The sequence below is a fragment of the Phenylobacterium sp. genome, from assembly GCF_036495085.1.
Taxonomy (GTDB): domain Bacteria; phylum Pseudomonadota; class Alphaproteobacteria; order Caulobacterales; family Caulobacteraceae; genus Phenylobacterium.
Genome location: NZ_DASXNL010000022.1, coordinates 1 through 13,654 on the forward strand (window position 1 = coordinate 1; position 13,654 = coordinate 13,654).

The 13,654-nt window shown below is 66.7% G+C and carries 16 protein-coding genes and 2 tRNA genes; 15 read left to right on the top strand and 3 right to left on the bottom strand.

Annotated features, from left to right (window positions below; all coding sequences use genetic code 11):
- Positions 1-397: 397 nt before the first annotated feature.
- A complete protein-coding gene (locus VGI62_RS03355) occupies positions 398-1,309 on the bottom strand; it encodes a phytanoyl-CoA dioxygenase family protein (RefSeq protein WP_331502979.1) in 912 nt (303 codons plus the stop codon).
- A 462-nt stretch (positions 1,310-1,771) separates the two neighbouring features.
- On the opposite strand from VGI62_RS03355, the gene VGI62_RS03360 reads away from it, so the two are divergent.
- The 4 genes from VGI62_RS03360 (at position 1,772) to VGI62_RS03375 (ending at position 4,605) form a co-directional block, all read left to right on the top strand.
- The gene (locus tag VGI62_RS03360) at positions 1,772-2,149 is read left to right on the top strand and encodes a hypothetical protein (RefSeq protein WP_331502980.1); all 378 of its coding nucleotides are present in this window, start codon (positions 1,772-1,774) and stop codon (positions 2,147-2,149) included.
- Positions 2,150-2,458: 309 nt separating this feature from the next.
- The gene (locus VGI62_RS03365) at positions 2,459-3,316 is read left to right on the top strand and encodes an SDR family NAD(P)-dependent oxidoreductase (RefSeq protein WP_331502981.1); all 858 of its coding nucleotides are present in this window, start codon (positions 2,459-2,461) and stop codon (positions 3,314-3,316) included.
- 606 nt (positions 3,317-3,922) lie between these two features.
- Positions 3,923-4,177, top strand: a complete 255-nt coding sequence (locus VGI62_RS03370; RefSeq protein WP_331502982.1) for a hypothetical protein — start codon at positions 3,923-3,925, stop codon at positions 4,175-4,177.
- Positions 4,174-4,605 (top strand): growth inhibitor PemK, encoded by a 432-nt coding sequence (locus tag VGI62_RS03375; protein ID WP_331502983.1) that lies wholly within the window; start codon positions 4,174-4,176, stop codon positions 4,603-4,605. Before VGI62_RS03370 ends, VGI62_RS03375 begins: the two co-directional genes overlap by 4 nt.
- Positions 4,606-5,234: 629 nt before the next feature.
- On the opposite strand, the gene VGI62_RS03380 is transcribed toward VGI62_RS03375, so the two are convergent.
- A tRNA-Thr gene (locus VGI62_RS03380) sits at positions 5,235-5,309 on the bottom strand.
- A gap of 355 nt (positions 5,310-5,664) precedes the next feature.
- Between VGI62_RS03380 and murA the strand changes: the two genes are divergently transcribed.
- From murA to VGI62_RS03435, 11 genes are all read left to right on the top strand, one after another.
- Positions 5,665-6,957: a UDP-N-acetylglucosamine 1-carboxyvinyltransferase gene (murA, locus tag VGI62_RS03385; RefSeq protein WP_331502984.1), complete on the top strand. Its 1,293-nt coding sequence runs from the start codon at positions 5,665-5,667 to the stop codon at positions 6,955-6,957.
- A 4-nt stretch (positions 6,958-6,961) separates the two neighbouring features.
- Positions 6,962-7,387, top strand: coding sequence for a DUF2948 family protein (locus VGI62_RS03390; protein WP_331502985.1), 426 nt, complete (start codon positions 6,962-6,964; stop codon positions 7,385-7,387).
- Positions 7,388-7,434: 47 nt separating this feature from the next.
- On the top strand, positions 7,435-8,718 hold the full coding sequence (gene hisD, locus VGI62_RS03395) for a histidinol dehydrogenase (RefSeq protein WP_331502986.1): 1,284 nt from the start codon (positions 7,435-7,437) through the stop codon (positions 8,716-8,718).
- Positions 8,719-8,793: 75 nt separating this feature from the next.
- Positions 8,794-9,804 carry a fatty acid desaturase gene (locus VGI62_RS03400; protein WP_331502987.1) on the top strand — a complete coding sequence of 337 codons (1,011 nt, stop codon included), beginning with the start codon at positions 8,794-8,796 and terminating at the stop codon, positions 9,802-9,804.
- A gap of 131 nt (positions 9,805-9,935) precedes the next feature.
- The gene (locus VGI62_RS03405; RefSeq protein ID WP_331502988.1) at positions 9,936-10,415 is read left to right on the top strand and encodes a UPF0262 family protein; all 480 of its coding nucleotides are present in this window, start codon (positions 9,936-9,938) and stop codon (positions 10,413-10,415) included.
- A 6-nt stretch (positions 10,416-10,421) separates the two neighbouring features.
- Positions 10,422-10,937, top strand: a complete 516-nt coding sequence (locus tag VGI62_RS03410; RefSeq protein ID WP_331502989.1) for a low molecular weight phosphatase family protein — start codon at positions 10,422-10,424, stop codon at positions 10,935-10,937.
- A gap of 72 nt (positions 10,938-11,009) precedes the next feature.
- A complete protein-coding gene (gene infA / locus VGI62_RS03415) occupies positions 11,010-11,228 on the top strand; it encodes a translation initiation factor IF-1 (RefSeq protein WP_215341158.1) in 219 nt (72 codons plus the stop codon).
- A 12-nt stretch (positions 11,229-11,240) separates the two neighbouring features.
- Positions 11,241-11,831, top strand: a complete 591-nt coding sequence (locus VGI62_RS03420; RefSeq protein ID WP_331502990.1) for a Maf family protein — start codon at positions 11,241-11,243, stop codon at positions 11,829-11,831.
- Entirely contained in the window at positions 11,828-12,868 is a 1,041-nt protein-coding gene (locus VGI62_RS03425; RefSeq protein ID WP_331502991.1) for a ribonuclease E/G, read from the top strand. Before VGI62_RS03420 ends, VGI62_RS03425 begins: the two co-directional genes overlap by 4 nt.
- Positions 12,865-13,035 carry a DNA gyrase inhibitor YacG gene (yacG, locus tag VGI62_RS03430; RefSeq protein ID WP_331502992.1) on the top strand — a complete coding sequence of 57 codons (171 nt, stop codon included), beginning with the start codon at positions 12,865-12,867 and terminating at the stop codon, positions 13,033-13,035. The genes VGI62_RS03425 and yacG overlap by 4 nt, the downstream gene beginning before the upstream one ends.
- 68 nt (positions 13,036-13,103) lie before the next feature.
- A tRNA-Phe gene (locus tag VGI62_RS03435) sits at positions 13,104-13,179 on the top strand.
- A gap of 197 nt (positions 13,180-13,376) precedes the next feature.
- On the opposite strand, the gene VGI62_RS03440 is transcribed toward VGI62_RS03435, so the two are convergent.
- Positions 13,377-13,654: hypothetical protein (locus VGI62_RS03440; RefSeq protein WP_331502993.1), on the bottom strand; the 278-nt coding region annotated here is incomplete at its 5' end.

Consider the following 13,654-nt stretch of genomic DNA (forward strand, 5'->3'; position numbering starts at 1 on the left):
CCGGCGCCGGCGGCGCTGAGCGCCTAAGGCCAGCGCCCCGCAATCAAAGATTCACGCGTTCCGCCTCGGCGGGAAGGTGTTCCCTCGGGGACGATGGAAGGGTGAGTTCGCAACGTCCGCAGTCTCCGCCGTCTGCGACGACGAGGACGCCAGCAAGATAGTTCCACCCTCCCTCTGATCCCATCATGAGGCGGCTGTGCGCCGACCTCGAAGAGAAGCACGAGCCCCGTGCGGCACACCGCGCCGGACCGGAACAAAACCCAGAAGGGGATCGAGATGCGACAACACCGAAGGGGTTGACCCATGCCGCGATAGAGAAGCGGACATTCAGGCGACCCAAAGGCAGACAATTCGCAATGTCAGAGTTGGGTGGGTTGCGGACCACCGCGCCCTGTACTCACGCCTTCTGATAAGGGCGCAGGTCCCAGTTTGGATATCTGGCTTGCGCTCTGGCGAGCGTCGTCTCAGTCCAGAATGGGTGGCCCGGCGGATGGACGCCGAAGCAGGCCAACTGCTCCGGTGAGGCGTGATCGAAAATCCGAGCCCAGGGCTTGAGGTGGTGAAACGGCCAAGCATGGTAGCCGATGGTGTCGTCGCCGCGTCGCTTGAAGCAGGCAGTCACGGCAAACCGGCGCCCGTGGGGCGCAGTGAGATTTGTGCCTCGATGGAAGAGATCGATCCCGTAAGGAAAGATGCTTCCGGCAGGCGCAGCGGTTGACCGGGCATAGGGCGCTAGACGCTCGTGTAGGCGCGCCTGGGCTCTGGGGTCACCCAGCGTCGCCTCCGGGCCAGCGATCCTGTCGCTATCCGGCTTCGCCACGTAGTGCATCGGACCGTGCGCCTCGCTCACGTCAGTGAAGTAGGCCATCACTGTCACGGCGTTTCCGCTCGCGTCCTCTGACGGCGCCACCAGCGTGTGGTTGGCGTAGTCGCAGTGAAACGGCTGCTCATAGTCGGCCACTCCCGTGAACTTCGCCCACGCCTGGCACTGGTAGAGGTGCAGGTCGTCAGTCTGGAGCGCGGCGCGGGCGAACGCCATCAACGCGGGATGGACGCCGATCAGGTTCAGGGCGGGCGAGCAGTTGAACGGGACCGCTTCAAACGTCTTGAACTGCGCGCTGTTGAAGCTGCCGATCTCGCCTTCGCGAGTTCGGACCATTGGACCGTCCGCACCCACCGCCCCCGCGAACACCACCTCGAAGTCTGCGACGACGGCGGCGACCTCCTCCGGCGTGAAGAACTCGGGGATCAACACGCCCCCGTCGCGTTGCCAAGCTTCGACGTGCTGCTGCTTGAAGCGCTCCTGCATTTCGGACCTCTAGCGCGGGTAATTCGGCGTGTCTCCACCGGGGAATGAACGTCCGCAGTGGGGTCGCGAGCGCCCGTTAGGTCGCTGCCCGAGACCGGACGCTCCGGACAGCCGCACGGGGTGTGAGCGGAACTTTGTGCCGGGCCGCAGAGGCGTCCAGGCGCTTGGCGGCCGAATGCGACGCGACGAGGCGCGTCTCCCAAGTTGCGGCGGTCCCCGCGCCACCGCATGTGCTGCGCTCCCGCCAGGACCCCGGCCCCGCGCTCAGAAGGGGTCGGAGGCGAACTTGACAGCCAAAGCATAAAAGCTCCCTTTGTCTTTGGATTACGCAGATGGACGATCGGTTCTTTCTGTATTGAAATCCTCTTGAAGTCGGGGGCCAAAATGAAATCGCTAGCTTATGCCTTACTTTCTGGCGGAATTTTTCTATCCTTTTCCTGTGCGGCGCAGGCTGACCCTTGGGTGGATTACACGCCGGCGAAGGGTGTCTGGGACAAGACCTACGTCCACGTGGACTCCAGCAGGATCGACGACTATCTCGTGGCGCTGAAGAAGACTTGGGTTCCGGAGCAGGAGCGAGCCAAGAAGCACGGGCTGGTGGACCAGTATGTCGTCCAGGTCCTCGCCAACCCCGCCACCACCGGGCCGAATGTCATGCTGGGCATCCATTACCTTTCCATGGCCGCCCTCGACCCCGAGAAGTCCCGGGACATGGCGATGCAGGCCGAGGCGGAAAAGGCCATCCCGAAGGCCGCATCGGCCGCCGAGCAGGAAGTGCGGGCGAAGTACCGGACGATCGTGCGTGAAGAGCTGTGGACCAGCGTCGACTACGGCAAGTAGAGAAGTCGGGGCGGCGGTCCATGGCTGCCGCCCCCAACTCCCCCACGATGCCCGGATCCGTTAGAGGCGGTTCCGACGTGGCGGAAAGCGGACCGTGGCGGGCTAGGGCAAAGGGGGGCTGGCAACTCCATAATTCCGACCGTCTAAGCCACCGGCCCGTAGTTTTTGGCGAGATGCCGTCGGTTTGGCTCTATTTTCGGGATGCACCGATAGCGCTCGCCGCGCGCCTGCGCCTTGGCCTGCAGCGCCGCCAGGTCCCCGCCCGGCACCGGGTAATTTGCTCCCAACCGCGCCCCGAGGAGTCTCCACATGACCGAAGCCCATGCTCATCTCCCACCCCTGGCCGACGGCGGCGCGGCGGTGATCACCGGCGGCGCCAGCGGCATCGGGCTGGCCGCCGCCCGCCGCTTCGCCGCCATGGGGTTGCCGGTGGTGATCGCTGACCTCTCCGGCGAGAAGCTGCGCGCCGCCGAGACGGCCCTCCGCGACGTTGGCGGCCGGGTGGCGGCGGTGCCGACCGATGTGGCCAAGCCTGGTGATCTGGAGCGGCTGCGCGACAAGGCACTCGGGGAATTCGGCCACGTCGGCGTGCTGATGCTCAACGCCGGCATCGCCCTCAACCCCGGCGGAGCGTGGAGGAACCTCGAGGCCTGGAAGACCCTGATGAACGTGAACATGTGGGGCGCGATCCAGGGCGCGCATGCCTTCGTCCCGGCCATGGTCGAGGCGCAACGGCCTGCCTACGTCATCGTCACGGGCTCGAAACAGGGGATCACCACCCCGCCTGGAAATCTGGCCTACAACGTCTCCAAGGCGGCCCTGAAGAGCTACACCGAGGGCCTGCAGCACGAACTGCGCAACACCCCCGACTGCCGGGTCAGCGCCCACCTGCTGGTGCCTGGCTTTACCTACACCGGCATGATGACGGCCCGGATGCCGGAGAAGCCGCCGGCGGCCTGGACGCCGGAAGAGGTGGTCGAGTTCATGCTGGCCAGCCTGGCGAAGGACGACTTCTACATCCTTTGCCCGGACAACGACGTGACCCGCGCGGCGGACGAGAAGCGGATGGCGTGGGCGATGGGCGACCTTGTCGAGAACCGCCCGGCGCTGTCGCGCTGGCACCCCGACTGGAAGGACCGGTTCGAGGCCTTCGTGGCGAGGGATTGAGCGGCGGCAAGTCGGTGGCCTTGCGCTGGCACGGCGCGGCCGGCTTTGCGCGCGTGCGCCTGGACACGACGCCATTCGGTCAGGCGATCGGTCTCGACCTGGCAAGCCCGGCGGTTCCGCCTTCGACCAGGTCGGCTGACCGAAGCTGACAGCCGCTTCGGCTTGCCGCATGACGCGGACCGAGGGGCGGTTTCTCGCCCTGACGCAGCAAGCGAGCGCGGTTCAGACGCCCGACAGCGTGCTGGGCTATTGAAAGTCCTCCAGGCGCCAGCGAAGAGCGAGATGGTCTCTGTGCGCCCGACTTTGGCAACGGCCGGCTGAACCATCGGATCGTCCCGCACTCGATCGAAGCGGTCGGCGACGCGGGCATCGAGGGAACCGCGCGCGGACTTTGCGGAGTGGGAAAGCTGCATCAGCGCGTCTGCCCGATAGCGGGGATCCTGCAACCAATCGACGAGGACCCCGGCCGCTGACGGAATGTCATTGGCGCAAAGGAGCGCTTTGACGCGCGCGTCGCGATTGTCCTTCGCGTGGGCCGCCGTCGACAAACATTCACTTGACAAATTGCGTAAAACTCGCATTTTGCGAGCGCGAGAGGATTGCAAGATGAGCGACGCTTCCACGGTGAACGCGACCGAGTTCGCGCGGCACTTCACCCGTTACCGCGAAGAGGCGATCGCCAACAAGGTCATCGTCGTGACGAGCCACGAGCGTGTTGTCGGCGGCTATCTGTCCGCCTCGGAGCTCGCGCACTATCGGCGCCTCAAGGCACGGGAGCGCGAGGTGCTTCGCGTGGGCGAATTGGACGATGAAACCCTGGCCGACATCGGCGCCGCTGAGTACGGCCGCGAACCGACATGACATTCCCGGCGCCGAAGCCGGGCTTGGTCATCCGCTACAGTTTCCTTTGGTCGCATGAAGCCGACGCGGGCGCCGACGAAGGCTCGAAGGATCGGCCGTGCGCGATCGTTGTCGCGCAGAAGCAGGTCGAGGGAGAGGTCCGCACCCTCGTCGCGGCGATCACCCACCTTGAGCCGGATGACCCTGCGGCGGCGATGGAGCTCCCCTCCGCGGTGTCAAAAGCCCTGAAGCTGGATGGTGCGCGCCATTGGCTGAAGCTCGACGAACTCAACCGCTTTGTGTGGCCGGGCTATGACCTTCGCCAGATTCCCGGGCGCCAGGGCGAATACGCCTATGGAATGCTGCCCCAGCCGCTGTTCGAAGAGCTGCGCGTGAAAATCCTGGCGCGAAATCAGGCGGGGAAGGCGCGCACAGTCAAGCGCGACTGATCGCATGGGATTTGCCTCGATGACTGGATGGCGCTCCGCGTCCGGATCCCAAGACCGCGCACCTCGCTCATCAGGTTAGGCGGGGGTCCGCGGCTGGCGCCTTTTCAAGGATTCTATGGCGCAGCGACCGTTCGAGGCCCTCACGGGCGCTCCTCGTCCAGTCGGGAAAGATCACGTCCAGCGTATCGCTCAATTGCCCGGGCCCACGGCTGACCTCCAGCTCCAGCTGTTTGAAGTCGAGGCGCCTGGCAAGCATCGCCAAGCCGGCTGCTATCGTGAGCTGACGCTCGTATTCGCCCGCCACCTCGCCTCGTCCGCGCGGCTCCAGTTATCCGACAGCTCGCAGAAATGGGCCAGGAAAGCGATCAACCCTCTCGTGTCGCTCCGATCGACGCGAGGCTATCGGTCGCGGCCATGTTCCGGGCGGGGTTGCGGGGAGAATCGTTGGGCAGCGCTCGTTGAGAGCGCCAAAGCGACCCTGAATTCAGAGGAATTCGAGTCCCGCGGACGCCATCCGCGCGGACTTCCTCTCGGCGCCCAGCGGAGCAATCTGCTTACGCGGTGCTTACGGGAAGATTTTATGGAGGACTGGTGGTTCCTCCAACGATTTGATTTCGTTGGAGGAACCATGGTGCCACGACAGGGATTCGAACCCTGGACCTCAGCCTTACCAAGGATGCGCTCTACCACTGAGCTATCGCGGCGATTGGCGAGGCGCGGCTATAGCCAACGGCGCGCGCCGCGTGAAGCCCCAATCCGCGCCGACGATCTTGACGGGCTGGACTAAAGCGCCGCACCCCATAGGCCATGCCGCCGCCCGAAAAACCGCCGAAAGACCCTGTGTCCGAGCGCGAGGCGAAGCTCGCCCAGGCGCTCAGGGCAAACCTGCGGCGGCGAAAGGCCGGTGAGCGCGGGCCGGCGAAGGCTGAGGCCCAGCCGAAAACCGGGGACGCGGACTGAGCGTCCCTTTGCGCAGCGCCGCGGCGCACGCTAGATATCGCGGCTCTGGCCGCCCCCGAACGATGTCCGAGAAGGCGCGGTAGTTTCGAAGGATTTGGATTGGACCGCATCGCCATCACCGGCGGCGCGCGGCTGCAGGGCGAGATCCCGATCAGCGGCGCCAAGAACTCGGCCATCAAGCTGATGGCGGCGAGCCTGCTCACGGAAGAGTCGCTGCGGCTCACGAACATGCCCAGGCTCGCAGACACCCGTTTCCTGGGGAAGCTCCTGCAGCGCCTGGGGACCGAGGTCGTCGAGTCGGAGGGCGAGGACGGGCCTGAGACCCTTTTGCGGACCAAGGAGATCGTCAGCGCAATCGCGCCCTACGACCTCGTCCGGCAGATGCGCGCCTCGTTCAACGTGTTGGGGCCTCTCCTGGCGCGGACCGGTCAGGCCAAGGTTTCTCTGCCCGGCGGCTGCACGATCGGGGCACGGCCGGTCGATCTGCATCTGAAGGCGCTGGAGGCGCTGGGCGCGCGGATCGACCTGCACGAAGGCTATGTCTACGCACAGGCGCCCCGTGGCCTGAAGGGCGGGGTGATCGAGTTTCCGTTCGCCTCGGTCGGCGCCACCGAGCACGCGATGCTGGCGGCCGTGCTGGCGCAGGGCGAGACGGTGATCACTCAGGCCGCCTGCGAACCGGAGATGAACGATCTGGCCGAATGCCTGAACAAGATGGGCGCCAAGGTCAGCGGAGCCGGAAGCTCGACAATCACGATCCAGGGCGTCAGCCGGCTGCACGGGGCGACCCACGCGGTGATGCCTGACCGGATCGAGACCGGCACCTATGCCGTGGCCGCGGCCATGGCCGGCGGCGAGGTGCGTCTGACCCGCACGCGCAGCGACTTCATCCAGGCGCTGATCGACAAGATGGTCGAAGCCGGCGTCGAGGTGACGCCGCACAATGACGGGCTGACGGTGAGGCGAAACGGAGCGCTCTTGAAGGCCGTTGAAGTCGAGACCGGGGTCTACCCGGGCTTTGCAACAGACCTGCAGGCGCAGTTCATGGCCCTGATGACCCTGGCCGACGGCGAAAGTGTCATCAAGGAGACGATCTTCGAGAACCGCTTCATGCACGCGCCCGAACTGGCGCGGCTGGGAGCCGACATCTCCGTCCAGGGGGGCGAGGCGCACATCCGCGGGGTGGCCTCGCTGGAAGGCGCCCAGGTGATGGCGACGGACCTCCGGGCCTCTGTGAGCCTGGTGATCGCGGGGCTCGCGGCGCAGGGTGAGACAATGGTCAACCGCGTCTATCATCTCGATCGCGGGTTCGAGCGGCTGGAAGAGAAACTCGGCGCCTGCGGGGCTCAGATCCGCCGCATTAAGGGCGACGGCGAGGGCGACGAGGATTGAGGTCATGGGCAAGACCGCGCCGCTTCGCCTGCTGGCCCAGGACGCCGAAGATCTTGGCGTGATATCGGCGGCGATGCAGGACGCGGTCGCCAAGGTCGGAGACATCACCTATGAGGCGAAATCCCGCCTGCTGACCATCGCCTTCAACCGCTACTGCTGGGAAGCCGGCGGCAGCGTGCGCGTGCGTTCTGCGCTCCAGTTGGGCGGCGTGATGGCCGTCCAGGCCCGCAGAATCCGGCGCGGGGTCCGCGACGCGGTCCTGGAAGTCCTGGCGGTGACGTTCGATCCGGGCGAGGCGCCTGGCGGCATCGTCACCATCAGCTGTGCGGGCGGCGGCGACCTTAGGGCGGTCGTGGAATGCGTCGATGCGGTGCTGGCTGATGTCTCCGAGCCCTGGCCCACAACGCGCGCGCCCGCGCACGAGGAATAGGCAAGGCCGCCATGGCGCTCCGCCGCTGGCGCCGCTAAACCCGCGCCATGCGACGATTCCGCTTCACCGATCCCGACTTCGAGACAGCCTTCTCGGCCTTTGTGGACGAGCGTCGCGAGACGCCCGAAGAGGTCGACACGGTCGTCCGTGACGTCATCGCGGCGGTTCGCGCCGAAGGGCTTGAAGCCCTCCTGCGGTTCGCCAGGGACTTCGACCGGGTGGCCCTGGACGAACATTCCATCCGGGTCACCGAGGCGGAGATCGAGGCCGGCGCCGCGGCCTGTCCCGCAGCGGTGCGCGACGCCATCGCCTTCGCCGCGGAACGGATCCGCAGCTACCATGCCCGCCAGCGACCGGCGGACCTGCGCTTCACCGACGAGGCGGGCGTTGAATTGGGCTGGCGCTGGACGCCGCTCGAGGCCGTGGGCATCTACGTGCCGGGCGGGCGGGCGGCCTATCCCTCAACGGTCTTGATGAACGCCATGCCGGCCGTCGTGGCCGGCGTCGAGCGGATCGCCATGGTCACCCCGCCGGGACGCCTGCAGCCGGCGGTGCTGGCGGCGGCGAAGACGGCGGGCGTGCACGAGATCTGGAAGGTCGGCGGCGCCCAGGCCATCGCCGCGCTCGCCTACGGCGCCGGTCCGATCCGGCCGGTCGACAAGATCGTGGGGCCGGGAAACGCCTTTGTGACGGCGGCCAAGCGACGGGTCTATGGCGCCGTCGGCATCGACGCCCTGGCCGGGCCCTCCGAGATCGTCGTCGTCGCCGACGCAGCAAACAGGCCCGAATGGATCGCGGCCGATCTCCTGTCCCAGGCCGAGCACGATCCCGCTGCCCAGGCGATCCTGATCACCGACGACGAGGCCTTCGCAGACCGGGTGGCCGCTGCGGTGACCTCTCAGCTTTCCGCCCTGGCCACCGGCGAAGACGCCGCGGCCTCCTGGCGCAACCACGGCGCTGTGGTGATCGCCCCGCTCGATGAGGCCCCGCGTCTGGTCGATCGGATCGCGCCCGAGCACGTGGAGTTCGCCATGGAGGATCCCGAGCGGCTGGCGGACCGCGTGCGCCATGCGGGCGCGATCTTCCTTGGCCGCCATGCGCCCGAGGCCATCGGCGACTATGTCGCAGGGTCCAACCATGTTCTGCCGACCAGCCGGGCGGCTCGCTTCTCCTCGGGACTTTCGCTGTACGATTTCCTCAAGCGGACCTCGATCGTGAAGTGCGACGAAGCGGCGTTCGCGCGCCTTGCGCCGGCGACGATCGCGCTGGCCGAGGCCGAGGGCCTGCCCGCGCACGCCCGCTCGGCTGCGATTCGAATGGGGCAAGGCTGACCAATTGGTCGCAAACAAACCTTGATCTTCGGAGTATATTGTCGGCTTCCCGAAGATTCTTGCGAAAGCCTACGAATGGCCCCCGACGCCCTCCCAGCCGGAGCCTGGTCCAAGACGCTCGCACCTTATCGCGAGGCGAAGGCCGGCCGCAGCATCTTCGAGATCGTCGTCACCGTCGTGCCGTTGCTGGCGATCTGGGCGCTCGCCTGGGCGCTGCATGCCCATGGCTGGTGGTGGGCGGCCCTACTGCTGACGATCCCGGCAGCCGGCTTCCTGGTAAGGCTGTTCATGATCCAGCACGATTGCGGACATGGCTCGTTCTTCGGCCAGCGCCAGGCCAATGACTGGGTCGGCCGGGTGATCGGGGTCTTCACGCTGACGCCTTACGACTATTGGCGCCAGACCCACGCGATCCACCACGCAACGTCGGGAAACCTGGACCGCCGCGGCCTTGGCGCGATCGAGATGCTCACCGTCGATGAATATCTCGCCCTGACGCCGATTCACCGCCTGGGCTATCGGCTCTATCGCCATCCGCTGGTCATGTTCGGCCTGGGTCCGGCCTTCGTCTTCTTCCTCATGCAGCGCCTGCCCATCGGGATGATGCGCCAAGGCTGGCGGCCCTGGGTCAGCGTGCTCGGAAACGGCGTCGCCGTGCTCGTAGGCCTGGGTGCGCTCGTCTGGGTTTTCGGCGCGGCGCCCGTGCTGATCGTGAATGTCGTCACGATGCTGCTGGCCGCCACGATCGGCGTCTGGCTGTTCTACGTGCAGCATCAGTTCGAAGGCGCTCAGTGGGCGCGCAACGGCGAGTGGAAACGCGATCACGCCGCGCTGGCGGGCAGTTCCCACTACGACCTGCCCCCGGTGTTGCGGTGGTTCACCGCGAACATCGGCATCCATCACGTCCATCACCTGTCGAGCCGGATTCCGTTCTACCGGCTGTCGAACGTGCTCAAGGACCACCCCGAACTGAGGCCGGTGAGCCGCATCGGGCTTTGGGAGAGCTTCCGCTGCGCAAGGCTCGCCTTGTGGGACGAAGCCGCCGGTCGCCTCGTCTCCTTCCGCGAAGCTCGTCTCGCCGCCTAGCCGCTCCCACGGTTTCGTCTCGGCGGCGCCACGCTGAGGGTATTTTTTTTCAGGTCGCGCTCATGTTCGCAGGTGCGGGATGACGTGAGGGGGCGGAATGCCATAAAGCGTCAGCGACGCCCCGGGACGCCATGGCCGACGACGACCGCCAAATGCACCGCCTGCAGAAGGTTGAGCTCGACGAAGAGTCGCTCGGCGCGGTTTCACGCGACCAGGAACAGGAACGGCAGATCGCGATCTTCGACCTGCTGGAGGAAAACCACTTTCATCCTGAGGGCGCCGTCTCGGGTCCGTATGACCTGCGCATGGGGTTGGTTGAGAACCGACTTGTGTTCGACGTGCGCGGGCCCGACTACGAGAAGCGTCATATCCTGTCGCTCTCGCCGTTCCGTGGCCTGATCAAGGACTACTTCCTGATCTGCGAGAGCTACTATCAGGCGATCCGCAACTCCACGCCGGCGCAGATCGAGGCCTTGGACATGGGGCGCCGCGGCCTGCACAACGAGGCCTCGGAACTCCTCCAGACGCGCCTCTCGGGTAAGGTCGAGACCGACCTCGATACCGCCCGGCGGCTCTTCACACTCATCTGCGCTCTGCATTGGCGGGGTTAAGCGTTCATGCCGGCTGATCCATCGTCGCCGCCAGGCGCAGTCTTGTTCGCCTGCAACCTCAATCGGGTCCGCTCGCCGATGGCTGAGGTGCTGTTGAAGCGCCTGGTGGGCGATCGGGTTTACGTCGACAGCTGCGGCGTGCGCCTTCCCGGCGGCGAGGACGAGCCGGTCGAGGACGGGGGCGTTGGCGTCGACCCATTCGTGGAAGCGGTCATGGCGGAGCTGGGCTGCCACCTGGCCCATCATCGGCCCAAGACGTTTGAAGACTTGGAGACCAGCTCGTTCGACCTCGTCGTCTCGCTCACGCCCGAGGCCCACGATCGGGCCATGGAACTTGCCCGCGGGCGAGCCGCGGAGATCGAGTACTGGCCGGTCGGCGATCCGACGCTGGTGGAGGGATCTCGCGAAGTGCGGTTGGCAGGCTATCGCCAGGTGCGCGACGCCTTGGCGCGCCGGATCGCCGAACGCTTCGGCTCGCTCGGTCCATCGCCCATCGACCTCGCCCCGCACGGTGCGCTATAATTGGCGGCTTGCTGCGGCTCGCGACCTCACCTAAGGCGCGGGCCGTCATTTTATCCTCAGGTTGGAGTCTGCATGGCGAAAGAAGAATTGTTGGAGTTTCCGGGCACGGTCAGTGAAGTCCTGCCCAACGCGACGTTCCGCGTGAAACTTGAGAACGACCACGAAATCATCGCCCACACCGCTGGCAAGATGCGCAAGAACCGCATCCGGGTGTCGGCCGGCGACAAGGTGCTCGTGGAGATGACGCCCTACGACCTGAGCAAGGGCCGCATCACCTTCCGCGTCCGCTAGACGCCTCCGGCCGTGGTGCCGCCATTGTCGCCAAGCCTGGTTCTGGCCTCCGCAAGTCCGCGTCGGCTGGTTCTACTGCGACAGATCGGCCTCGAGCCTGATCTGGTCGAGGCCGCAGAGGTCGACGAAACCCCTCTGAAAGATGAAACCTCGCGGCGGCTGGCTTTGCGCCTGGCTGGCGAGAAGGCCGCCGACGTCGCTGTCCGTCATGGGGACAGCTACGTCCTGGCGGCGGACACCGTCGTCGCGCTCGGACGTCGCGTGCTTCCCAAGGCGGAAGGTGCGGCCGAGGTGCGCCATTGCCTGGAACTGTTGTCAGGCCGCGCCCACCGAGTATTGACCGCGCTGGCCGTGATCGCGCCAGGCGGCCGGCGCGCCCAGCGACTGGTCGAGAGCCGGGTGAATTTCAAGCGGCTGACCCAGGCGGACGTGACGGACTACCTCGCCTCGGATGAGGGCGTCGGCAAGGCGGGCGGCTACGCTATCCAGGGGCGGGCAGGGGCGTTCGTGACCGCCCTGCAGGGATCCTATTCGGGAGTTGTCGGCCTGCCGCTCTATGAAGCGGCCAACCTGCTCGCAGGCCTCGGTTACCGGCGGCCATGAGCGATCGGCGCATTTTTCTTGACCGGGGCCTCGGCGAGATCCGCGGGGTCGTGACCCTCGACGGGCGGCCCGAGCGGCTGATCGTACGGCGGAGCGACGACGATCCGCGACTGACCCTGGGCGCGCGGCTTGTTGGCCGGGTGGCTAGCCTCGAGCCCGCGCTGGCGACGGCCTTCCTCGACCTCGGATCCGGCGCTGAAGCCATACTTCCTTTCCGACCTGACGCCCGACCTGTGCGGGGCCAGGCGCTCGAGGTCGAAATCCGGGGCGAACCGCGCCGTGGCAAGCTTGCGGTCGCGCGGGTCATCGGACCCGCAGAGGGCGATCCGCGACTGGTCGCCGCCGCTCCGGACGTCGCCGCTGAGCTTCAGGCGCTGGTGTCCGGCGTGCAGCTCGTTGAAGGCCCTCGCGCCCGCGAGGCGGCGGACGAGGCTGAAGACGCGGCGCTGGAGGTTCTCCACCCGTTGCCGGGGGGCGGGACCCTGGCCATAGAACCCACCCGGGCTCTGACGGCGATCGACGTCGACCTGGGGGAGCGTAAGGGGCCTGACGCCAAGCGGGTGACCCGGCAGGCCAATCTTGCGGCGCTCGGCACGGCCGCGCGACTTCTGCGCCTGAAGGGGCTTGGCGGCATCGTGGTGATCGATCTCGTGGGCCGCGGGCACGACGGGACGGCCCTGATGGCCGCAGCCCGCGCCGCCTTCGGGCCCGACAATCCCGGTGTTTCCATCGGCCCGGTCGGGCGTTTTGGAACCATGGAGCTTTCCCTGCCGCGTCGGACCCGGCCGATCGCCGAACGCCTTTGCCGTGACGAAGGAGGGCTTAGTGACAGGAGCCTGGCCCAACGCCTGATCCGCAGGCTTCAGGCCGAGGCTGCGAGCGCCCCCGGCGCCCGGCTCAGGGCCAGTTGCGCGTCTGCGGTCGCCGCCGCAGCTGCGCCGCTCGCGGTCCTCCTGGCCGACCAGATCGGCGCCCGATTCACCATCGCGCCCGACCCTGTCTCGCCGCGCGAGCGTATCGAGGTGGCCCAGGCATGAGCGCGGCGAAGTGCCCGATCTGCGGCCGGCCGGCCACCGCCGACAGGAACCCGTTCTGTTCCGCACGGTGCGCCGATGTTGACCTCCACCGGTGGCTGAGCGGGGGCTACGTCGTCCCGGCCTCGGAAGACGCCGAAGAGGTCCGCGACGATGACGACGAGGCCTAGTTTCCGCCCTCGCTGGACTTCCGAAAGAGCCTCTTCTATAGACGCGGCTCCCCGCGACGGCGGCCTTCGCCTGGGTAGCTCAGTTGGTAGAGCAGCGGATTGAAAATCCGCGTGTCGGTGGTTCGAATCCGCCCCCAGGCACCACCGCCCCTCTGTCCGGTCCGGACACATCGGCGACAGGTCGTACGCCTAACCTTGGCCCGACGTCCCAGCCACGCACTCCGGGCGACTCGTGTCTACTTGGGTGGTATCCCGGGCACGCTGATCGGTTCGGCGTCTTTTGTGGCCAGGCGCCTTCCGCGGAACCTCAAGAACGTAAGTCGCGGCAGCGACGGCGACGGTTAGCCTCTTCTCAAGACGCGCCCTTCCTGCGCGACGGCGCCCACCCAAGCGAGTAGTTGAGCAATTAAGCGGGGAGGGCGGCGGAATGACAATCCGGGTGCGCCGAAGCTGGCGCCGCCGACCATTTCGCAACCCTCATTAATCCTGCGACGGCCTGACGCGTCTGGATTGCGAATGCGATATTGATGCTGCGACGCAGCAATAAATGCGCCCGACGGTAGAAATACCGAAACGCCACGCCTGCACAGGAATTGTGCAGTGCGGTAGGCATAGGTGC